The 21,539-nt window shown below is 59.4% G+C and carries 18 protein-coding genes; 2 read left to right on the top strand and 16 right to left on the bottom strand.

Going from position 1 to position 21,539, the window contains the following annotated elements; genetic code table 11:
- The first annotated feature begins 120 nt into the window (after nucleotides 1-120).
- Both JL05_RS09345 and rof read left to right on the top strand, forming a co-directional pair.
- Entirely contained in the window at nucleotides 121-321 is a 201-nt protein-coding gene (locus JL05_RS09345) for a YaeP family protein (protein ID WP_004931993.1), read from the top strand.
- Complete coding sequence (gene rof / locus JL05_RS09340) at nucleotides 308-571, top strand: Rho-binding antiterminator (RefSeq protein WP_004931991.1); 264 nt, start codon at nucleotides 308-310, stop codon at nucleotides 569-571. Before JL05_RS09345 ends, rof begins: the two co-directional genes overlap by 14 nt.
- 50 nt (nucleotides 572-621) lie before the next feature.
- On the opposite strand, the gene JL05_RS09335 is transcribed toward rof, so the two are convergent.
- From JL05_RS09335 to skp, 16 genes are all read right to left on the bottom strand, one after another.
- On the bottom strand, nucleotides 622-936 hold the full coding sequence (locus JL05_RS09335) for a c-type cytochrome (RefSeq protein WP_033632257.1): 315 nt from the start codon (nucleotides 934-936) through the stop codon (nucleotides 622-624).
- The gene (tilS, locus tag JL05_RS09330) at nucleotides 936-2,267 is read right to left on the bottom strand and encodes a tRNA lysidine(34) synthetase TilS (protein WP_033632256.1); all 1,332 of its coding nucleotides are present in this window, start codon (nucleotides 2,265-2,267) and stop codon (nucleotides 936-938) included. The genes JL05_RS09335 and tilS overlap by 1 nt, the downstream gene beginning before the upstream one ends.
- A 56-nt stretch (nucleotides 2,268-2,323) precedes the next feature.
- A complete protein-coding gene (gene dtpD, locus JL05_RS09325) occupies nucleotides 2,324-3,775 on the bottom strand; it encodes a dipeptide permease DtpD (RefSeq protein WP_033632255.1) in 1,452 nt (483 codons plus the stop codon).
- Between the two features lie 68 nt (nucleotides 3,776-3,843).
- Nucleotides 3,844-5,982, bottom strand: a complete 2,139-nt coding sequence (gene cadA, locus JL05_RS09320) for a lysine decarboxylase CadA (protein ID WP_033632254.1) — start codon at nucleotides 5,980-5,982, stop codon at nucleotides 3,844-3,846.
- 95 nt (nucleotides 5,983-6,077) lie between these two features.
- Nucleotides 6,078-7,421, bottom strand: coding sequence for a cadaverine/lysine antiporter (gene cadB, locus JL05_RS09315; RefSeq protein WP_033632253.1), 1,344 nt, complete (start codon nucleotides 7,419-7,421; stop codon nucleotides 6,078-6,080).
- Between the two features lie 370 nt (nucleotides 7,422-7,791).
- Nucleotides 7,792-9,348, bottom strand: coding sequence for a lysine decarboxylation/transport transcriptional activator CadC (gene cadC, locus JL05_RS09310; protein ID WP_033632252.1), 1,557 nt, complete (start codon nucleotides 9,346-9,348; stop codon nucleotides 7,792-7,794).
- An 89-nt stretch (nucleotides 9,349-9,437) separates the two neighbouring features.
- Nucleotides 9,438-9,827, bottom strand: a complete 390-nt coding sequence (locus JL05_RS09305) for a VOC family protein (protein WP_015378887.1) — start codon at nucleotides 9,825-9,827, stop codon at nucleotides 9,438-9,440.
- 105 nt (nucleotides 9,828-9,932) lie between these two features.
- Nucleotides 9,933-12,077, bottom strand: a complete 2,145-nt coding sequence (locus JL05_RS09300; protein ID WP_004931974.1) for a lysine decarboxylase LdcC — start codon at nucleotides 12,075-12,077, stop codon at nucleotides 9,933-9,935.
- A gap of 111 nt (nucleotides 12,078-12,188) precedes the next feature.
- Nucleotides 12,189-13,148 (bottom strand): acetyl-CoA carboxylase carboxyl transferase subunit alpha, encoded by a 960-nt coding sequence (accA, locus tag JL05_RS09295; protein WP_033632251.1) that lies wholly within the window; start codon nucleotides 13,146-13,148, stop codon nucleotides 12,189-12,191.
- Nucleotides 13,149-13,160: 12 nt separating this feature from the next.
- Nucleotides 13,161-16,649 (bottom strand): DNA polymerase III subunit alpha, encoded by a 3,489-nt coding sequence (gene dnaE, locus JL05_RS09290; RefSeq protein WP_004931970.1) that lies wholly within the window; start codon nucleotides 16,647-16,649, stop codon nucleotides 13,161-13,163.
- A 77-nt stretch (nucleotides 16,650-16,726) separates the two neighbouring features.
- Nucleotides 16,727-17,320, bottom strand: a complete 594-nt coding sequence (gene rnhB, locus JL05_RS09285; RefSeq protein ID WP_015378890.1) for a ribonuclease HII — start codon at nucleotides 17,318-17,320, stop codon at nucleotides 16,727-16,729.
- The gene (gene lpxB / locus JL05_RS09280; protein WP_033632250.1) at nucleotides 17,317-18,465 is read right to left on the bottom strand and encodes a lipid-A-disaccharide synthase; all 1,149 of its coding nucleotides are present in this window, start codon (nucleotides 18,463-18,465) and stop codon (nucleotides 17,317-17,319) included. The genes rnhB and lpxB overlap by 4 nt, the downstream gene beginning before the upstream one ends.
- Before the next feature lie 3 nt (nucleotides 18,466-18,468).
- On the bottom strand, nucleotides 18,469-19,257 hold the full coding sequence (gene lpxA / locus JL05_RS09275; protein WP_004931964.1) for an acyl-ACP--UDP-N-acetylglucosamine O-acyltransferase: 789 nt from the start codon (nucleotides 19,255-19,257) through the stop codon (nucleotides 18,469-18,471).
- 3 nt (nucleotides 19,258-19,260) lie between these two features.
- Nucleotides 19,261-19,716 carry a 3-hydroxyacyl-ACP dehydratase FabZ gene (gene fabZ / locus JL05_RS09270; protein WP_004931962.1) on the bottom strand — a complete coding sequence of 152 codons (456 nt, stop codon included), beginning with the start codon at nucleotides 19,714-19,716 and terminating at the stop codon, nucleotides 19,261-19,263.
- A gap of 160 nt (nucleotides 19,717-19,876) precedes the next feature.
- Nucleotides 19,877-20,899, bottom strand: coding sequence for a UDP-3-O-(3-hydroxymyristoyl)glucosamine N-acyltransferase (gene lpxD / locus JL05_RS09265; protein WP_004931959.1), 1,023 nt, complete (start codon nucleotides 20,897-20,899; stop codon nucleotides 19,877-19,879).
- A 3-nt stretch (nucleotides 20,900-20,902) separates the two neighbouring features.
- Nucleotides 20,903-21,400 carry a molecular chaperone Skp gene (gene skp / locus JL05_RS09260; RefSeq protein ID WP_004931958.1) on the bottom strand — a complete coding sequence of 166 codons (498 nt, stop codon included), beginning with the start codon at nucleotides 21,398-21,400 and terminating at the stop codon, nucleotides 20,903-20,905.
- Nucleotides 21,401-21,539 lie beyond the last annotated feature (139 nt).

Below are 21,539 nucleotides of genomic sequence, written 5' to 3'. Positions count from 1 at the left end.
GGTGCTGATAACTCCATAACAGCTGTGCTATAGTCGTCTAGGATAGGATAAAACTCCGAGAGCCTGCGCCTCATCGCGAGAGCGGTCTTGATGATGCAGAGGTTCTTAAGGGAGGAAACTGTGCAACAATACTGTGAGTTAGTACGCCGTACTTACGCCGAGATTGGCAGTGGAGATCTTGGCTACGTGCCTGATGCGCTGGCTTGTGCGTTAAAGGCATTGGACGATGTCGCAGCGAACGACGCGCTACCGTCCTCCGTTAGGGAACAGGCGGCCTTTGCCGCCGCTAACTTATTGGTGAGCGACTATGTTGATGAATGATGAGTACCAACCCATCAATTGCGATGACTACGACAACCTGGAACTCGCCTGTCAGCATAAACTTATTCTGAAGCTGGAGTTACGCGACGGAGAAGTGATCGAGGCCAAGGCGATCGACCTGCTGCAAAAGAAACGCGTTGAGTATCTGACCATCGAACAGAACGGCCAGCAGCGCGACCTGCGTCTGGACCATATCAGCAGTTTCAGTCATCCGGAAATCGGTACCGTGGTCGTCAGTCTGTCGGACTGAGCAGCGGTAACCCCATCCCAACAGGGCAGCCCGACGGCTGCCCTCGTCATTTACGGCTTCAGGCTGGCATAGTAAGCCGCCAGATCGGCGATGTCGTTATCCGACAGCCCCGACACATAGGCCTTCATCACCTCGGCCTGGCCGCCGTTGCGCTCCCCTTTCCTATACGCCTGCAGCGCATGCTGCAGGTACATGGCGTTCTGTCCGGCCAGATTCGGGTACATCGGCACCGTCACCTTGCCCTGCGCGCCGTGGCACGACGCACAGGCGGCGGCTTTCGCCTGACCGGCGGCCGCATCCCCCGCCGCCAACGCCGGCAGGCTGAACAGGCCGGCGGCCAACAGCGTGATCCCCACAAACTTCATCATTGCTCCTCACGATTATGATTTTTTTCCCAGCGCAGCCGCCACGGGCGTTCGCCTTCCGCCACCTGCCCCGCCTCACAGACGAATGCGCCCAAGGCAGCGATCAACTGCTCATCATAATAAATCAACGGGATGCGATCACGCTGCCAGGGAGGGATCCCCAGCTCCTGCCACAGTTTTTTTATCGGCCGCGAATGGGCGCGCCCCACGATGCGCACGGCGCCCTGCACGCCGCCGAAACGAATGCTGATCCGCTGCGATGACAGCGGCGCGCGCAGCGCCAGATCGCCCTCACCGGCGATCAGGCGCCCCAGCCCGTCCGGCAACGTCAGCGGCTCGTCAGGCCGCCAGAGCAGATGCACACCGCGCAGCGCCGCCAGCGGCGGCAGCAGGTGCAGTCGGCCACGGAAACGGCGGATCTGATAGGCGCCGAGCTGCAGCTGCGGTTCGGCGTCTTCCCGGCTGAGTGCCACCTCCTCCCACAGGCGCTGTAGCTGCTCACGCGCCGGCATAGTGACGTTAAACAACGCGATCCAACGCCGCAACAAGGCGAAACGCCGTACCGGCGAACAGTCAGTCAGGCCGTCGATCGCCAATGAGCGATCCGCCGCCAACAGGCTTTGCAGCGGTTCCGCCAGCAGTTCGTCCAGCAGCTGCTCCTGCTCGGCGCACAGGCTGGCGCTGCGCGCCACCGCCGAAGCGAAGTGCGGCCAGCGCTGATTGAGCAGCGGCAAAACCTGCAAACGCAGGAAATTGCGATCGAAGCGCGTGTCCTGATTGCTGTCGTCATCTATCCAGCTTAAGGCGTGGCGCTGCGCGTAGCTTTCCAGCGTTTGACGCGAGCAGCCCAGCAACGGCCGCAACAGCAAGTGCTCGCCCAGCGTGGCGCGCGCCGCCATCGCCGACAACCCCGCCGGCCCGCTGCCGCGCTTGAGCGCCAACAGGAAAGTTTCGCTTTGATCGTCAAGGTGTTGAGCGGTAAGCAGCGCTTCTCCCTCCGCCAATGCTGCGCTGAAGGCGGCATAGCGCGCCGCACGCGCCGCCGCTTCGATGCCGCCCTGGCGGGCATCCACCTGCACGTGCGTCACCGTCAGCGGCACCCGCCAGTCGGCGCACTGGCGGCGGCAATGCTCAACCCAACGGTCGGCAAAGGCGCTCAGGCCATGATGCACGTGCAGCGCACGCAGCTGCAGCGCCGGACGCTGGCGGCGCAACGTCGCCAGCAGATGCAGCAGCACGCTGGAATCCAGGCCGCCGCTGAACGCCACCAGCAGCCGCTGCTGCGCGCCCAGCTGGTCCGCTACCTGCGTCGTTAATTGATCAGTATCCATCGGTAGGCTTTGTCACTTCTACATAGCTGCACGTTAACCCCGCCTACCGCCATCAATCAAGCATTAACCGTCCGGGCCTGGCGTCGCGTCAGCAGCCACCAGCCGCCCAGCACCGCGATCACCGCCAGCGCGCACCCGGCCGCCCCCCAGCCGATCTGGGCGAAAATGCGGCCATACGCCTGCATCGCCGCCCCCTCGATGTGGTCTTCGGCGGTCTGATTGGCGATGATGCCCGCCAGATAGTTGGCGATCGAACCGGTCGCCAGCATATAGATACCGGTCAACACGCCGGTGGCGCCGGGGATATTCAGCCGGGTGATCTGCGCCATCGCCACCGGATCGATAAACAGTTCGGCGAAGCCCATCACCGCCAGGCCGGCGATCATCAGCCCCATAGAACCCGGCCCGTGCAGCCGCGTATTGAGCGCCATCAGCATAAAGCCGACGCCGATCAGCAACAGGCCGAAGGCGAACTTGCACCAGATGCGCAGCGTCCGGTCGCCCGCGCCACCGCCGCTCGCCAGCCAGGCCAGCGCCACGCCGCCCAGCATCACCGCGCAGGCGTTAACCGACTGGAACAGCGCGGTCGGCACCGTCCAGCCGAACCAGCGCCGGTCGACGAAGTGATCGATAAACAGGCTGATGGAGCTGCCGCCCTGCTGGGCAAAAGCCCAGAACAGCGTGCCCAGCAGCATCAGTACGATGATCTGCCACAGCCCCCGCCGCTGGCCGGCGTCCGCGCGCAGCATAATGCGCGCCACCAGCGCCACCGCCGCCACGCACACCAACCCGAGCAAATAGCCGGCCCAGTCGCGTTCAAACAGCAGCGTGAAGAACAGCGGCGACGCCAGCAGCGCCGCCAGCAGCCATCCCCAGTGCGGCAGGCCCAGGCTTTTGGCGCGCATCAGCGGCACATTGACGCCGCGGGTGTGGCGGAAATGGCGTCCGCCAAGCAGAAAAATCACCAGACCGGCGAACATGCCGATCCCGGCCAACGCAAAGCCGACGTGCCAGCCATAGCGCTCGGCCGCCAACCCACAGGCGATCGGCGCCAAAATGGAACCGACGTTGCCGGCGGCGTACAGCAGCGAGAAGCCCCCTTCGCGGCGCGAGTCCTGCGCCGGATACAACTCGCCCAGCAGGCAGCTGATATTGGATTTGAACAGGCCGTAACCGCAGATGATAATCGCCAGCGCCAGATAGAGCGACTGGGCGGAGACCGCGCTCAGGCCAAGCACGATATGCCCCAGGGTCATCAGCGCCGCGCCGGCGATCACCGCGACGCGGTTGCCCAGCAGGCGGTCGGCGAGCCAGCCGCCCAAAATTGGAGTGACGTAAACTAACGAAGCGTAAGCGCTGTAGAGATCGATGGCGTGGCTGTCGGTATAGCCGAGTTGGTGGGTCAGATAGAGGATCAGTAACGCACGCATGCCGTAAAAGCTGAAATATTCCCAAATTTGTATCGCTACGACATAGTAGATTGCGCGCGGCTGTGAGGGTGTTTTCATGGTGGTCTCCCATCAGTCGGTGAACGACAAAGGGGAAGCGCGAGCGCCTCCCCTGTTTTTGGCTGCGGTTATTTCGCCTTCAGCACTTTCACCCGATAACGTCCGTCCGCCTGACGGTAGGCGCCGTGAATGTCGGTTTCAAAGCCCGGATAATGCGCACCGATTTCGCACAGCATCTGCAGGAACTCCAGCACCGGCCGGCTCTCTTCGGTCAGCATCTCGCCCGGCATCACCAGCGGCACGCCCGGTGGGTATGGGAGGATCATGTTGGCGTTGACCTTACCGACCATCTCTTCCAGATAGACCTCTTCCACTTCGCCGTGCAGCTCTTTCTGGAACGCCTGGTACGGGTTCATCACCATGGTTGGCAGCACTTCGAATGCGCGGTACATCAGGTCCGGCAGGTTGTGTTGCTCCACCAGGCGGTGAATGTTCTGTGCCAGATCCTGAATGCGCATGTTTTCATAGAAATCAGGCGCTTCCTGATACAGCGAAGGCAGCATGTTTTTCACCCGCAGGTTCAGGTCGAACGAGCGTTTGAAGTCGGTCATCGCGCGCAGCAGGCTGAGCGCCTTGGTTTTATCGATGCCGATGCTGAACAGGAACAGCAGGTTGTACGGCCCGGTTTTCTCGACGATGATGCCGTGCTCGTCGAGGTATTTCGCCACGATGCTGGCCGGGATGCCGAACGGCTGCATCTCGCCTTCCTTGCTCATCCCCGGCGTCAGAATGGTGACCTTGATTGGGTCCAGATACATGTGTTCATTGTCGATGTTCTTGAAACCGTGCCAGGCGCTGTCGGAGCGCAGCGGCCAGCACTCCGGCTCATCGATGTGCTCCGGCTGCCAGACGTCGAAGAACCAGCCGTCGGATTCGACTTTCAGGCGTTTGATCTCTTTACGGAACTTGATCGCGCGTTCGATAGAGCCGTGGATCAGGCGCTTGCCGGCGTTGCCTTTCATCATCGCCGCAGCGGTTTCGGTCGAGGCCACAATGCCGTAGTGCGGCGAAGTGGTGGTGTGCATCATGTAGGCTTCGTTGAAGGTCTCTTCGTTGATGTCGCCCTTCACGTGGATCATCGACGCCTGCGAGAAGGCCGCCAGCAGTTTGTGGGTGGACTGGGTTTCATAGATCACCTTGCCCTCCACGCGGCCGCCGCTCATGCCGCACTTGCCTTTATAGATCGGATGGAAGTTGGTGTAAGGCACCCAGGCGGAATCGAAGTGGATAGACTTCACGTCCAGAGTGTTCTTGATAAAGTCGGTGTTGTACAGCAGGCCGTCATAGGTGGAGTTGGTGATCACCGCGTGCACCGGCCAGGTGGCGTTCGGAGTGTCCTTCACGCGTTTGGCGATGGTGGCGCGCTGGAACTCGCTCTGCGGGATGCCGCCGAGGATGCCGTAAGCATTGCGGGTCGGGCGGAAGTAGATCGGCGTGATGTCGCTCATCATCATCAGGTGAGTCAGCGACTTGTGGCAGTTGCGGTCAATCAGCACCGTGCTGCCCGCCGGCGCCGAATACATGCCGACGATCTTGTTGGCGGTGGAGGTGCCGTTGGTGACCATGTAGCTGCGTTCGGCGTTGAACACGCGAGAAATATACTCTTCCGCCTCTTTGTGCGGGCCGGAGTGATCCAGCAGCGATCCCAGCTCGGACACCGAAATCGAGATATCCGACTTCATGGTATTCGGGCCGAAGAAATCGTAGAACAGGCTGCCCACCGGGCTTTTCTGGAACGCGGTGCCGCCCATGTGGCCCGGCGTACAGAAGGTGTATTTGCCTTCGCGCACGTATTTGAACAGCGCCTTGGTCAGCGGTGGCAGGATGGTGTCGATATATTCGTCGGTATTCTGTTTGATCTTGGCGGCGATGTCGGTTGCCGCGCCGAGCGCATATTCGAAGAAGCGCACCTGCATGCGCAGATCGTTCAGGCTGACGTCAAGCGTCGAATAGGTGTTGGCGAATGCGTACAGCGGCATGTACTCGTTCAGTTGGCTGATCTCTTCGCACAGCTCCAGGTTGTATTTGTCCCAGTCGAAGATCACCCCGCACAAGCGGGCGTTGTTCTCGATCAGTTTCAGCAGGTCTTCGCGATCGTTAGGGTAAACGATGCGGAAATCCAGACTTTCCAGCGCCTGATGCAGTTCACGGATAGGCTCTTCTTTAAAGTAGACACCCATGTGATTCATGATGGCGATAACGTTCATATGCATTTCTCCTGGCAAAGCAAGCCCCTTCCCGTCGCGGCTGACAGGTCGGAAAGAAAGGGGCTGGGTAAATTCAGTCGGTCAGCGGACGCGAATCAGTGCGCTTTGGCCGTGGTGTTTTCATCAACCGCCGCGGCGTTGGCAGCTTGACGGGTATTCATTTTCCGGGCGTAGAACATCAGGATAATCAGGCTGATGATAAAGGTGCCGGACAGTTCGAAAGAGTTGGCGCCCATCAGCGCGATGAAGCAGAAGCCGCAGCCGCACACTGAAGCGATCAGGCTCAGCAGGTTGCGCACGTTGACCCCTTCAAAGCGGATCAGGTCTACGCAGGAGTAGAAGTAAGGCAGCATGGTCAGCAGCACCGCGATACCGGTCAGCTCACCGAACAGGTCGGAGGCTTTGCCGCCGGCGGAGCTCATCAGGGTGATCAGCACCATCAGCGCGGTCATTTTGCAGCCAGCAAGCAGCAGGCCTTTCTTCGGAATGCCGTTTTTATCCAGCTCGCCGTACACTTTCGGGAAGTTGCCGTCGTTGGCGGCGCGCACCCCGGCCTGGCCGACCAGCATCATCCACGAACCCAGTGACGTCAGGCAGGCGAAGGCGGTGAAGGCGGAAACCATCGGTGCCGCCCAGTTGCCCATAATCGCCGAGGCGCTGATGGCGAACGGCGCGCCGCTGGCGGCCATTTCAGACGCCGGGAACATACCGCTGATCACCTGGGTGGCGGCGATATAGATGATGCCCGCCAGACCGGTGCCGAGCATGGTCGCCAGCGGTACGGTGCGTTTCGGGTTTTTCACCATGCCGGTGCTGACCGCCGCGGATTCCACGCCGATGAACGCCCACAGGCACAGCAGGATACTTTTGATGACCGCATGGCTGTCGGTGGTGCCGGAGGTGTTCCAGTTAGCCTGGTAGGTGGCGGCGTCAAACCAGTGCCAGCCAAGGATGGCGGTCACGATCACCGGGATCAGCACCAGCACCAGGCCCAGGGTGGTCAAACGGCTGACCCAGGTTCCGCCCAGCATGTTCACGAAGGTGAAGACCCACACGATGGCGATACAGGCGATGCCGGCGGGCACCGGGTTATTCAGCGCCGGGAAGAAGGTGGAGAGATAAGAAACGGCGGTAATGCCGATGGCCAGGTTACCGATCCAGTTGGCATGGTAATAAAGCACGCCGGTCTGGAAACCGAAGGCCGGGGAAATTTCACCGGCGTAGGCGATAGGGCCGCCCTGCTGTGGGTTTTTGGTGGCGAGGCGGGCATACACATAAGCCAGCGACATCGCCCCGATAATCGAGATCACCCATCCCCAAATGGCGATGGATCCGAGACTCGCCAGGTTGGCGGGCAATAAGGCAATCCCGCTCCCCATCATATTACCGGCGACCACGCCGGTGCAGGCAATAAGCCCTATTTTCTTGGGTGAAGCCATGGTCAGTTTCTCCTGATTTACGTTTCTTATAAGCCACGCCCATAAATAAAAGATTTTAATGAGCCAGCTTGATAGTCAGGATGCTAACCATCGGGGGGAATAAAGTCCTAAAGATAAAGTGAGATTACGCTCATGATCATACAAATGATAACCTGAGGTTTTTCATTAACACATCAAGATAAAAAGACAGGCTAAAGAAAAGATAAACATCATTTAAAAACAAAAAGATGGCAAGGTTAATAACGCATAACAAATGGCAAAAAAGAGATAATATCGCGCAGCAAAATAATACATTCACGCAACATGACTTCACCAATAAATAACGCCGCCATGATCCCCGAAGAATAAGGGCGGCGTGATATTGGGTTAATTATTGGCGCTGATAGTTATTTAAATAAGGCACCACGTTGGTCAATGACGTCTGGAATACGCCATTGGTGATCCAATGCAAGGTATCCTCACCGGGGCGAAGATTGAAGGCGGTAATATAAGAGTCGGCCGCCAAATGATTCTGCCCCTGCATTTCATACACCTTGCCCAACAGCACATAGTTCAGCCACGACATTTGCAGCTCAATCCCCAGATCGATCGCCCGGTGCGCTTCGTCAATGCGCCCCTGCGTCAAGGCATCTACCGCCAGAACTTGCTGCATGATCGGCGTGTTCTTCAATTCGGGGATCGTCGCCAGATGGCTGATATCGGCCCGCAATTGCGCCAATGTCTGGCTGTCGAACGGTTGATAAGAATTGCGCAGCAGATCCACCAACGCTTTTTCAGCCAGCAGATAGCGGAAGTTCGGCGCGCTGTTAATCAGCTCGCTCAGCTGGGCGCTGGCGCGGGTCAACGAATCGGCGTCACCGCGGATCAGCAACTGATGCGCCTGGTAGAAACGCTGCAGCAACGGCCCGTTGTCCGGCAGCAACTGCGCCAGACGCTGCTCCAGCTGTGGCGGCCAAGGCTGCTTCAGCGCCGCGGACAGGCTGGCGAGGAAGTCGGTCTGGATCTTCAGCTGGTTATCGGCGGTGATGAAGTAACGCTTGTCCAACATGATCGAACTGTCGGCGTTATCCACCAGCCGCACGGAGAGGAAACACTGCTGGGCGCGGTAGTGGCGCTGATTGACGAACTCGATATACAGCGACTTGCCCGAGTTGCTGGGGCCGGAATAGTTGTAGTTGGTCTGGTCGTGCACCAGGAAGGTAGAGTAAGTGTTCAACGAATCGGTAATCAGCTCGCTGACGCCCACCACATAAGAGAGCTGCGGCATCCAGTTGCTGCAGCTCTCGCCGCCCTGAATGCGGATATCGATATCGCGCGGGTTGAGCAGCACCGGCATGGTCGATACCGGCACGCGCTGCGACAGCGTGGCGATGCCGACAAACGCCACGCAGACGCTTAGCGCACTCAGAAACGCCAGCCACACCCAGAACGTCGAGCGGCGATAAAAATGCGGCTTATTTTCGCCGGGCGCAGCAGCCGGCACGCTTGCCCGGCGCGGCGGCACGTAGGGCGTATCTTCTTCATCATCGCGGCCGTCTTCCGGCTCATGCATGATCACCGCGATCTGCGGCGCCGGTGCAATCGCGGGTTGTGTCTCCCCTTCTTCACACCAGATCACCGACGTCGCCAGCTTATACCCGCGCTTGGGCACGGTGATAATGTATTCCGGGCTGTCGCTGTCGCCGTCTTTCAGGTACTTGCGCAGCTCTGAAATACATTGGGTCACCACGTGGTTGGTGACGATATTGCGCTTCCAGACGTTGTCGATCAGCTCGTCGCGGCTCAGCACCACGTCGGGGTGCCGGGCGAAATAGCACAGCATGTCGATCAGGCGCGGTTCCAGCGTTTTCTGGCGACCATCGCGGCTGATGGTGTTGTCGGCAGGAGTAACCAGCCACTCCCCGACGCGAAAAGCAGGCTCTTGCATGGCGGAAATAACTCTGTAGGCATGTAGGGCAAGGGCGCGATCATAGCATAACCGCCCCCGGCTGTGGCCGCCGGGAGGCGATTAAGCCGTTAACTCTCGTATAATTCTAACGGTAAACCATCGGGATCGCTGAAAAAGGTAAAGCGGGATTGGGTGTAGGGATCGACACGCACCGGTTCGCAGGCAACGCCGGCCGCCTGCAGATGAGCGATAGCCTGATCGATGTCGTCGACGCTGAACGCCAGATGGCGCAGGCCGCAGGCCTCCGGGCGGCTGACGCGAGCCGGCGGCGAGGGGAAAGAAAACAGCTCGATGGTGTATTGCCCGTTGAGCGCAAGATCCGCTTTCCAGGAGCCGCGCTCCTCACGGTAGACTTCGCTCAGCAGGGTAAACCCGAGAATGTCGCAGTAAAAACGCTTGCTGGCGGCGTAGTCCGCGCCAATGATCGCGATGTGATGCACCTGACGTAATGCCAGCATAGAAACCCTCTCCTGTTCATTCTGATGGGGCACGGTATCCGGCGGCGGCGATGCCGTCAATGAAAAAGCCCGGCTTATCTTCAAACCGCCGGGCGCGTTATGGCCTTATGGCTGCGGGGCTTTCAGCACCTTCACCAGATAGCACCCGTCTTCCGTCAGTTTGGCGCCGTGGATATCGGTTTCAAAACCGGGATAGCGCTCACCGATCGAGCATAGCATCAGCAGGAAATCGAGCACCGCCCGGCTCTCTTCGGTGATCATTTCCCCCGGCATCACCAACGGCACGCCCGGCGGATAAGGCAGGATCATATTGGCCGCCACCTTGCCCACCAGCTGATCCAGCTCGCAGGTTTCGACATTGCCGCGCACCTGTTCCTGGAACATCTGGTGCGGCGTCAGCTTCATTTCCGGCAGCACGTCGAACGCCCGCTGCATCAGGCCTGGCAGATCGTGTTGGCGGATCAGGCGATGAATGCCGGCGGCCAGATCCTGGATGCGCATATGGCGATAGAAATCCGGATCTTCGGCGTACAGATCCGGCAGCATGTTCTTCACCCGCAGGTTGAGATCGTAGGCGCGCTTGAAGTCGGTCAGGCCGCGCAGCAGGCTCATCGCCTTGGTTTTATCGATGCCGATGCTGAACAGGAACAGCAGGTTGTACGGCCCGGTCTTCTCCACCACGATGCCGCGTTCGTCGAGGTACTTCGCCACCAGCGCCGCCGGGATCCCCTCTTCTTCCAGCGCGCCCAGCTCATTCATGCCCGGCGTCAGGATCGTTACCTTGATCGGATCGAGGTACATATGATCGCGATCGGTCTGGCCGAAACCGTGCCAGTTATCGTCCGGATCCAGCGGCCAGCACTGCGCCTCATCGATCTCTTCCGGCTGCCAGATATCGAAGAACCAGCTGTCGCTTTCCTCGCGCAGCCGCTGCACTTCACGGCGAAAATGCAGCGCGCGTTCCACCGAACGGTTGATCAAACGGCGCCCCGGGTTGCCGCGCAGCATGGCGGCGGCGGTCTCCATCGACGCCACGATGCCGTAGTGCGGCGAAGTGGTGGTGTGCATCATGTAGGCTTCGTTGAAGGTGCTCTCATCGTAGTCGCCCTTGATATGAATCATCGAGGCCTGCGAGAAGGCGGCCAGCAGCTTGTGGGTAGATTGGGTTTCGTAGAAAACCTTGCCGGGCACCCGCTCGCCACTCATGCCGCTCTTGCCGTCGTAAATCGGATGGAAGTTGGTGTAAGGCACCCAGGCGGAGTCGAAGTGGATCGACGGCACCTCCAGCGTCTGCTTAATGTAGTCGGTGTTGTACAACAGGCCGTCATAGGTGGAGTTGGTGATCACCGCATGCACCGGCCAGGTGGCGTTCGGCGTCGCCTGCACCCGGGCGGCGATGCTCTCACGCGTGAATTCGCGCTGCGGGATCCCGCCGAGGATGCCGTAGGCGTTGCGCAGCGGGCGCAGATAGATCGGCACGATATCGCTCATCATCAGCAGGTGGCACAGCGATTTGTGGCAGTTGCGGTCGATCAGTACCGTGCTGCCCGCCGGCGCCGAATACATGCCGACGATCTTGTTGGCGGTGGAGGTGCCGTTGGTGACCAGATAGCTCTGCTCGGCGTTGAAGGTGCGCGCGATATACTCTTCGGCCTCCAGGTGCGGCCCGGTGTGATCCAGCAGCGAACCGAGCTCGGTAACCGAAATCGAGATGTCGGCCTTCAGGGTATTGGCGCCAAAGAAGTCATAGAACAGGCAGCCCACCGGGCTTTTTTGAAACGCGGTGCCGGCCATGTGGCCCGGCGTGCAGAAGGTGTACTTGCCTTCGCGCACATAGTTGAACAGCGCCTTGGTCAGCGGCGGCGTAATGGTGTCGATGTATTCCGCGGTGTACTGCTGGATGCGCTGCGCGATGTCGTCCGCCGCGTTCAGGCCGTACTCGAAGAAATAGAGCACCATGCGCATTTCATGCAGGCTGACGTCGAAGGTGGAGTGGGTATTGATAAAGGCGTACAGCGGCAGGTATTCGTTCAGCTCGTTGATCTCGCTGCACAGCTCCAGGCTGTAGTCGTCCCAGTCGAAGATCACCCCGCAGATGCGGGCGTTGGCTTCGATCAGCTTCAGCAGGTCACCGCTGTTTTTGGGGTACACCAGCTGGAATCCCATGGCGGCCAGCGCAGCGTGGAGCTCGCGAATCGGCTCATCTTTGTAGTAGACGCCCGTCGGGCCCATGATGGCGATGATATTCATCGGCAGCTCCTGTCAGTTAACGGCCAAGTCTCTATAACACCACGAAAATCCGGCGGTGTGTAGCCAAAAAAAAACCGCCCGGAGGCGGTTTCTTGCAGCGAAGCACAGAACTCAGCAGTAGCCGTAGTTCATCAGACGCTGGTAACGGCGGTTGAGCAACTCTTCGTCGTTCAGACCATCCAGATCTTTCAGATCGGCCAGCAGCTGCGCTTTCAGCGTGGCGGCCATCGCCGGCACGTCGCGGTGCGCGGAACCCAGCGGCTCCGGGATCACCGAGTCGATCAGCTTCAGCTCTTTCAGACGCGGTGCGGTGATGCCCATCGCTTCTGCCGCCAGCGGGGCCTTATCGGCGCTCTTCCACAGGATGGAAGCACAGCCTTCCGGCGAAATCACCGAGTAGGTGCTGTACTGCAGCATGTTCACCTTGTCGCCCACGCCGATCGCCAGCGCGCCGCCGGAGCCGCCTTCGCCGATGACGGTGCAGATGACCGGCACGTTCAGACGCGACATCTCACGCAGGTTGCGCGCGATAGCTTCCGACTGGCCGCGTTCTTCCGCGCCCACGCCCGGATAAGCGCCCGGGGTATCAATAAAGGTGATGATCGGCATCTTGAAGCGTGCGGCCATTTCCATCAGGCGCAGCGCCTTGCGGTAGCCTTCCGGCGCCGGCATGCCGAAGTTGCGGCGGATCTTCTCTTTGGTTTCACGGCCTTTCTGGTGCCCGATGATCATCACCGGGCGGCCATCCAGACGCGCAATCCCCCCGACGATCGCTTTGTCGTCAGCGTAAGCGCGATCGCCCGCCAACTCTTCGAAGTCGGTAAAGATGTGTTTGATATAATCCAGGGTATAAGGACGGCGCGGGTGGCGTGCCAATTGGGCAATTTGCCAAGCCCCAAGATCGGCAAAAATCTTGCGCGTCAGCTCAACGCTCTTTTCACGCAGGCGCTGAACCTCTTCGTCCAGATTAATATCTAATTTTTCGTCTTGACGGCTGACTGCAGTCAGCGAGTCAATTTTCGCTTCCAGCTCTGCAATCGGCTGTTCAAAATCAAGAAAATTCAGACTCATAGCATTCCTATTTTAGTCAAATTCCAAGTCCACCTGCTCATTGCCTACCAACGTCCGCAAGTCGATCAACAAGCGGTCGGTGGGCGTCACGCGCCAGGTTGCGCCAAAACGCAGCTTGGCTCGCGCATCTTCCCGTTGATAGTAGAGATGCACTGGAATCGTCCCCGATCGATGGGGTTCCAACGACTGACGGAGACGGTTCAAAAGCTGGTCATCAATTTGCCTGTCAGTCAGCGAGATAGCAAGCCCGCGAGCGTATTTTTCCCGGGCTTCACTGATGTCCATTACCTCGCGGGCCATCATTTTAAGCCCGCCGCTAAAGTCATCAAAGCTGACCTGTCCACTGGCGATAAGGATACGGTCTTTTTCCAACAAATGCTGGTATTTTTCTAACGCTTCGGTGAATAACATCACTTCCAGACGGCCCGAACGGTCATCCAGCGTGCAGATGCCGATGCGGTTGCCGCGCTTGGTCACCATCACCCGCGCGGCGACCACCAACCCGACGGCGGTAGTCATTTTGCCCCGATCCGTCGGGTGCATGTCTTTCAAACGCTGGCCACCGGCGTAACGTTCGATCTCCTTCAGGTACTGGGTGATCGGGTGGCCGGTCAGGTACAGCCCCAGCGTCTCCCGTTCACCGTCCAGCACCACCTGCTCCGGCCAGGGCGCGATATTGGCGTAGGATTGCTCCACCTGCTCCGGCGCTTCCGCCAGCACGCCAAACATATCCACCTGGCCGATAGCTTCGGCTTTCGCATGCTGATCCGCCGCTTTCAACGCGTCGCCGAGCGAATTCATCAGCGCGGCGCGATGCGGCCCAAGGCGATCGAACGCCCCGGACATGATCAGTTTTTCCAGAATGCGGCGGTTCAGTTTCTTGATGTCGGAGCGCGCGCAGAGATCGAACAGGTCTTTGAAGTAACCTTGTTCGCCGCTGTTGCGCGCCTCGATGATCGCCTCGATTGGCCCTTCCCCTACGCCCTTGATGGCGCCGATGCCGTAAACGATCTCGCCGTCGTCGTTGACGTGGAAGTGATACAGGCCGCTGTTGATGTCCGGCGGCAGGATCTTCAGCCCCATGCGCCAGCATTCGTCCACCAGACCCACCACTTTGTCGGTGTTGTCCATATCGGCGGTCATCACCGCCGCCATAAACTCGGCCGGGTAGTGGGCCTTCAGCCACAGCGTCTGGTACGACACCAGTGCATAGGCGGCGGAGTGCGATTTGTTGAAGCCATAACCGGCGAATTTCTCCACCAGGTCGAAGATTTTCACCGACAGTTCGCCGTCGATGCCGCGCGCTTTGGCGCCGTCTTCAAAGCCGCCGCGCTGCTTGGCCATTTCGACCGGGTTCTTTTTACCCATCGCACGGCGCAGCATGTCCGCTCCGCCCAGCGTATAACCGGCCAGCACCTGGGCAATCTGCATCACCTGTTCCTGATACAGGATGATGCCGTAGGTCGGCTCCAGCACCGGCTTGAGCGACTCGTGCTGCCACTGAATGTCCGGGTAGGAGATCTCTTCACGGCCGTGTTTGCGGTCGATGAAGTTATCCACCATGCCCGACTGCAGCGGCCCCGGACGGAATAGCGCCACCAGTGCGATCATGTCTTCGAAGCAGTCGGGCTTCAGACGTTTGATCAAATCTTTCATGCCGCGCGATTCAAGCTGGAACACCGCCGTGGTTTCCGAGCGCTGCAGCATGTCGAAACTTTTCTTGTCATCGAGCGGGATGGCGGCGATGTCGATCGGTTCCAGCCCGGTCTTGGCGCGCCGGGCGTTGATCATCTCCAGCGCCCAGTCGATGATGGTCAGGGTGCGCAGACCGAGGAAGTCGAACTTCACCAGCCCGGCGTATTCCACGTCGTTCTTGTCGAACTGGGTCACCGGGTGGTTCCCTTCGGCATCGCAGTACAGCGGCGCGAAGTCGGTGATCTTGGTCGGCGCGATCACCACGCCCCCGGCGTGTTTACCGGCGTTACGCGTCACCCCTTCCAGCTTGCGCGCCATGTCGATCAGCGCCTTGACCTCTTCGTCGGCCTCGTAAATTTCCGGCAGCTGCGGTTCGGCGGCGAAGGCTTTCTCCAGCGTCATGCCCGGATCCGGCGGCACCAGCTTGGAAATGCGATCGACGAAGCCGTACGGGTGCCCCAGCACGCGGCCCACGTCGCGGATAACCGCTTTCGCCGCCATGGTGCCGAAGGTGATGATCTGCGATACCGCTTCGCGGCCGTACATCTCCGCCACGTGCTCGATCACCTGGTCACGCTTCTCCATGCAGAAGTCGACGTCGAAGTCGGGCATTGAGACACGTTCCGGGTTCAGGAAGCGTTCGAACAGCAGATCGAACTCCAGCGGATCGAGGTCGGTGATTTTCAACGCATAGGCCACCAGCGAACCGGCGCCGGAGCCGCGCCCCGGGCCCACCGGCACGTTGTTGTCCTTCGACCACTGGATAAACTCCATCACGATCAGGAAGTAGCCGGGGAAGCCCATCTGGTTGATCACCTTCAGCTCTACGTCCAGACGCTCGTCATATTCCGGGCGGCGCTGCGCGCGCACTTCAGGATCGGGGAACAGGAACTCCAGACGCTCTTCCAGCCCCTCTTTCGATTTGAGCACCAGGAAGTCCTCGGTGCTCATATCGCCGGTCGGGAACTGCGGCAGGAAGTACTCGCCGAGGCGAATGGTGACGTTACAGCGTTTGGCGATTTCGACGCTGTTCAGCAGCGCTTCCGGGATGTCGGCGAACAGCTCGCACATCTCGTCTTCGCTGCGCATGTACTGTTGCGGGCTGTAGTTACGCGGCCGCTTAGGGTCGTCCAGCGTAAAGCCGTCGTGTATGGCGACGCGAATCTCATGGGCGTCGAAGTCATCTTCCACCAGGAAACGCACGTCGTTGGTGGCCACCACCGGCAAGCCGCGCTCAGTGGCCAGCGCCACCGCCGCATGCAGGTAGTTCTCTTCGTCCTGACGGCCGGTGCGGATCAGTTCCAGATAGTAACAGTCCGGGAAATGCTGCTGGTAGAAATCAAGACACTGATCCACCTGCGCCTGGTTGCCGCGCAGCAGAAACTTGCCGACGTCGCCCTGACGCGCACCGGAGAGCAGGATCAGCCCTTCGCGATGTTCAATCAGCCAGTCGCGATCGATGGTCGGGCCGGCGGCGCCGTAGCCACGCTGATAGGCGCGGGAAATCAGCAGCGTCAGGTTCTGGTAGCCTTCGTTGTTGCTGGCCAGCACCGTCAACTGAGCCAGTTCATCGCCCAGCTCTTCGCTTTGCACATGGAAATCCGCGCCGATGATCGGTTTGATCCCGGCGCCGTGCGCGCTGCCGTAGAATTTCACCAGCCCGCACAGGTTGGTGAAATCGGTGATTGCCAGTGCAGGCATGGCTAACGCGGCGGCTCTTTTCACCAGCGGCGCCGTCTTGGCCAATCCATCAATCATGGAGTAGTCACTGTGGACGCGCAGGTGAATAAAACGAGGTTCGGCCATCTCCAGATACCTGATTGAAGGGGCTCAGCGTGCTGAGCCCGGGTTAATGCTATCGTCGAGCCGGTCAGGCTCGCAGGCTACAGCGCCAGCGCTCTTTTCACCGGCGCGAAGCTGCGACGATGATGCTCGGTGGCGCCCAGCGCGGCCAGCCGCTCCAGGTGGAAGGCGGTCGGGTAGCCTTTATGCTGCGCGAAACCGTAGTCCGGGTACTCGCTGTCCAACTCGGCCATTTCGCGATCGCGCGTGACCTTCGCCAGAATGGACGCCGCGCTGATCTCCGCCACGCGGCTATCGCCCTTCACCACCGCCTGCGAACGCATCGGCAAGCTCGGGCAACGGTTACCGTCGATTAAAACCATGTCCGGCGCGATATGCAACCCGGCCACCGCGCGCTGCATCGCCAACATGGTGGCGTGCAAAATGTTCAGTTGGTCGATTTCCGCCGGTTCGGCGCGCCCCAGGCTCCAGGAGAGCGCCTTGGCGACGATTTCGTCATACAGCGCCAGGCGGCGTTTTTCACTGAGTTTCTTGGAGTCCGCCAGACCGACGATCGGCTGCGCCGGATCGAGGATCACGGCGGCGGTGACCACCGCGCCGACCAACGGGCCGCGGCCCACTTCGTCCACACCGGCAATCAGCGTGGCAGCGGGATAGATAAAGGGTTCAATCATGCTTTCGCCAGCTCCAACACAGCCTGAGCGGCCTGTTCGTCCGCACCGCAACGGATGCTTTGGTGCAAGGTAAGGAAAGTGTGTTTCAACGCTTCGGTTTCCGGGCTCTCTTCCAGCAGCGGCATCACGGCGGCGGCCAGTTTGTCCGGCACGCAGTCATGCTGCAACAGCTCGGTGACGATCTCGCGCCCCGCCAGCAGATTCGGCAGCGAAACGTAAGGCGTTTTTACCAGCTTCTGCGCCAGCCAGAAAGTGAACGGTTTCATGCGATAGCCCACCACCATCGGGCACTTGGCCAGCATGCACTCCAGCGCCGCCGTACCGGATGCCAGCAGCGCCGCATCGCTGGCGATCATCGCTTCGCGCCCCTGCCCATTCAGCAGGTGTACGGTCAAATCCGGCGCAACCTCGGCCTTGATGCGCTCAAACTGCTCGCGCCGTTTGGCGTTGACCAGCGGCACCACCACTTCCAGCTCGGGATAACGGGTGCGCAGCAGCTGCGCGGTTTTGAGGAAATCGGCGCTCAGCATCTCGACTTCGGCGCCGCGGCTACCCGGCAGCAAGGCCAGACAGCGCGCCTGCGGAGCGATGCCAAGCTGAGCGCGCGCCGCCAGCCGGTCGGGCTGCAACGGCATGGCGTCCGCCATGGTGTGGCCAATAAACCGGCAAGGCACGTTGAAACGATCGTAAAACGCTTTTTCGAAAGGGAGAAAGGCCAGCACCAGATCGGTGGCTTTGCCTATTTTGAAAACGCGCTTTTGCCGCCAGGCCCACACGGAAGGGCTGACGTAGTGGATGGTGCGGATACCGCGCTGCTTGAGGCGGCCTTCCAGCGTGATGTTGAAGTCCGGCGCGTCGATGCCGACAAACACGTCCGGCCGCAGCTCACCGAAGCGGCGGGTAAGATCCTTGCGGATCTTCAACAGGCGTGGCAAACGCTCGAGCACTTCCACCACGCCCATGACCGCCAGCTCTTCCATTTCGTACCAGGCTTCGCAGCCTTCGGCCTGCATCAACGGGCCGGCGACGCCTACGAAACGCGCGTCGGGGATCTGCGCCTTGAGCGCACGGATCAAGCCGGCCCCGAGAATGTCACCGGAGGTTTCTCCGGCGACCAGTCCGATAGTCAATGGACGATTCGACATAACTCAGCGAATGATGCCACGGGTGGAACGGGTGAAGAAATCGAGGTATTGCTGCACCACCGGCTGTTCTTTGGCCAGGGCTTCGATTTCCGCTTTCGCTTCATCCAGCGTTTTCTCGCTGCGATACAGGATTTTGTAGGCGTTGCGGATTGCCTGCATTTCATCCTTGTCAAAACCGCGGCGCTTCAGGCCGACCGCGTTGACGCCGAACGGCGTAGCGTGGTTGCCCTGAGCGATGACGAAAGGAGGCACGTCCTGAGCGACACCGGAACAACCGCCTACCATCACATGCGCGCCGATAATGCAGAACTGGTGGATCGCCGTCATGCCGCCGATGATGGCGTGATCGTCGATTTCCACATGCCCCGCCAGCGTGGCGTTGTTGGCCAGTACGCAAGCATTGCCAACCACGCAATCGTGGGCGACGTGCACGTTGACCATCAGCAGGTTGTCGTTGCCCACTTTAGTCAGGCCGGTACCCTGCGCGGTGCCGCGATGAATGGTCACGCTTTCGCGGATGCGGTTGCGATCGCCCACTTCAACGCGCGTCGGTTCGCCCGCGTATTTCAGATCCTGATTCACTTCGCCGATAGAGGCGAACTGATAAATCTGATTATCGCAGCCAATCTTGGTAATGCCATTCACCACCACGTGGGATTTCAGCACCGTGCCGGCGCCGATTTCCACCTGAGAGCCGACGTAGCAGAAAGGGCCGATATGCACGTTGGCGCCGATCACGGCGCCTTCTTCGACTATCGCGCTAGGATGGATAAAGGCGGTTTGGTCAATCACGGATTAAGCCTCCCGGCTGCGGGCACACATCATGGTTGCTTCGCAGACAATTTTACCGTCAACGGTCGCCACGCCTTTGAAGCGAGTCAGACCGCGGCGCGTTTTCTCGAAGGTGACTTCCATGACCATCTGATCGCCTGGCACCACAGGGCGCTTGAAGCGTGCTTCGTCGATACCGGCGAAGTAATACAGCTCGCCCGGCTCCAGTTTGCCGACGCTTTTAAACGCCAGGATACCGGTGGCCTGCGCCATGGCTTCCAGGATCAATACGCCTGGGAAAATCGGTTTGCCAGGGAAATGGCCCTGGAAAAACGGTTCATTCACCGATACGTTCTTCACCGCACGCAGATATTTGTGCTCTTCAAACTCGAGGACGCGGTCGACCAGCAAGAACGGGTAACGGTGAGGAAGCAGATCCAAAATTTCTGCAATATCCAGAGTATGAGTGTCAGTAGTCAAAATACTCTTCCTGTCTCTAAAAACTGATGGCATCAACAACACGGCCTGCGCTGACCCCAAAAGGAGATCATCATGCAGGCCGCAAATTAACATCTCTTTGCGCTTTTGGTCTCACGACCAACGCGTTTCGTTTTGTACCCGCCAGGGCGGGCGGCAATGATTAGTCTTTTCCGACTTTACGTTCGACAGCTTTCAAGCGCTTGCTGATCTCATCGATATTCATCACCAACGCAGCGGTTTTACGCCAAACCTTGTTAGGCTGCAACGGAATGCCCGAAGAGTATACCCCAGGTTCGGTGATTGGTCGCATAACCATTCCCATTCCGGTAACAACAACCTTGTCGGCAATCTCCATGTGACCGTTGATCACGCTGGCACCGCCGATCTGGCAGTAGCGGCCGATTTTCAGGCTGCCAGCCATGATCACACCGCCGGCGACGGCGGTATTGTCGCCAATCACGACGTTATGTGCAATCTGACATTGGTTGTCGATGATAACACCATTCCCGATTTGGGTGTTATCCAAAGCGCCGCGGTCAATAGTGGTGCAAGCGCCGATTTCGACGCGATCGCCGATAATCACCGTGCCCAACTGAGGGATTTTGATCCATTCGCCGCGCTCGTTCGCATAGCCGAAACCGTCCGCGCCGATCACGGTGCCGGACTGGATCAGGCAGCGCTGGCCGATTTCAACCGCATGATAAATTGTGACATTCGCCCACAGACGCGTTCCCGCGCCGATGCGTGCGTGTTTGCCGATGAAGCAACCCGGGCCGATAACCACGTTATCGCCAAGCACCGCACCCGACTCAATCACCGCGTTCGCCCCAATGGCGACGTTCTGCCCCAGCTGCGCTTCAGGCGAGATCACCGCGCTTGGCGCGATATCCTGCGCCGGTGCCGGCGTAGTGTCCATCAGTTGCGCCATGCGCGCGTAGGTCAGATAAGGGTTTTTAACCACCAGCGCCGCAGCACGGCAGTGTGGTAAATCCGCTTCGGTAAGCACCACGGCGCTTGCCTGGCAGGAAGACAGCTGCTCTTGATAGCGGCTGTTTGACAAAAACGTGATTTGGCCAGGCTGTGCCGAATGCATAGAAGCAATGCCGGTGATGACGAGATCGCCATCACCGTGCAATTGTGCATCCAACTGCTGCGCTAAATCAGCCAGTCGAATTGAAAGCATGTGTTATTTAACCTGTTTCAGCACGTCAGCAGTGATATCTTTGGAAGAGTCTGCATAGGCAACGGCGTTGGCGTCGATCACCACGTCATAACCGCCTTTGCTGGCGACAGATTTCACCGCGTCCTGAATGCGGCTCAGGATCTTGTTACGTTCTTCCATCTGGCGACGGCGGTTGTCCTGCTCGAAAGCCTGGGCTTTCTGAGAGAACTGCTCGCGTTGCGCCATCACGTCTTTTTCCAACTTGCTGCGGTCGCTGGCTTTCATGGTAGCGCCGTCACGCTGCAGACGTTGCATTTTGGTCTGCAGGCTACGTTCCATGTTCTGGAGTTCGCTTGCACGGCCTTTAAACTCGTTTTCCAGCTGTTTAGCGACCGCTTCGCGGGCCGGCAGCTGTTGGAAAATGCTGGAGACGTTAACGACAGCGATCTTATCTGCTGCCTGAACGCCAGCTGAAGCAGCCATTGCTAAACCGAGGCCTGCGGCACACAACCACTTTTTCACTATAAACTCCTTACCATCACCCATTTGTGTCATATGACACTGAAGTACACAATTTGCCAGACTTGTCCCACCAAACAATGAGAATCATCTCCCTCTGCCGGCGGGCGCCTGGCCATTGCGATTCTTAATAACTGTTATG

Origin of the sequence: Serratia nematodiphila DZ0503SBS1 (genome assembly GCF_000738675.1) — a bacterium.
In the GTDB taxonomy this organism is placed as follows: Bacteria; Pseudomonadota; Gammaproteobacteria; order Enterobacterales; family Enterobacteriaceae; genus Serratia; species Serratia nematodiphila.
This window is presented reverse-complemented; position numbering and strand designations above follow the sequence as displayed.

Coding starts and splice junctions, on each gene's coding strand:
- rof (WP_004931991.1), top strand. CDS start 308: ATGTTGATGAATGATGAGTACCAACCCATCAATTGCGATGACTACGAC.
- JL05_RS09335 (WP_033632257.1), bottom strand. CDS start 936: ATGAAGTTTGTGGGGATCACGCTGTTGGCCGCCGGCCTGTTCAGCCTG.
- tilS (WP_033632256.1), bottom strand. CDS start 2,267: ATGGATACTGATCAATTAACGACGCAGGTAGCGGACCAGCTGGGCGCG.
- dtpD (WP_033632255.1), bottom strand. CDS start 3,775: ATGAAAACACCCTCACAGCCGCGCGCAATCTACTATGTCGTAGCGATA.
- cadA (WP_033632254.1), bottom strand. CDS start 5,982: ATGAACGTTATCGCCATCATGAATCACATGGGTGTCTACTTTAAAGAA.
- cadB (WP_033632253.1), bottom strand. CDS start 7,421: ATGGCTTCACCCAAGAAAATAGGGCTTATTGCCTGCACCGGCGTGGTC.
- cadC (WP_033632252.1), bottom strand. CDS start 9,348: ATGCAAGAGCCTGCTTTTCGCGTCGGGGAGTGGCTGGTTACTCCTGCC.
- JL05_RS09305 (WP_015378887.1), bottom strand. CDS start 9,827: ATGCTGGCATTACGTCAGGTGCATCACATCGCGATCATTGGCGCGGAC.
- JL05_RS09300 (WP_004931974.1), bottom strand. CDS start 12,077: ATGAATATCATCGCCATCATGGGCCCGACGGGCGTCTACTACAAAGAT.
- accA (WP_033632251.1), bottom strand. CDS start 13,148: ATGAGTCTGAATTTTCTTGATTTTGAACAGCCGATTGCAGAGCTGGAA.
- dnaE (WP_004931970.1), bottom strand. CDS start 16,649: ATGGCCGAACCTCGTTTTATTCACCTGCGCGTCCACAGTGACTACTCC.
- rnhB (WP_015378890.1), bottom strand. CDS start 17,320: ATGATTGAACCCTTTATCTATCCCGCTGCCACGCTGATTGCCGGTGTG.
- lpxB (WP_033632250.1), bottom strand. CDS start 18,465: ATGTCGAATCGTCCATTGACTATCGGACTGGTCGCCGGAGAAACCTCC.
- lpxD (WP_004931959.1), bottom strand. CDS start 20,899: ATGCTTTCAATTCGACTGGCTGATTTAGCGCAGCAGTTGGATGCACAA.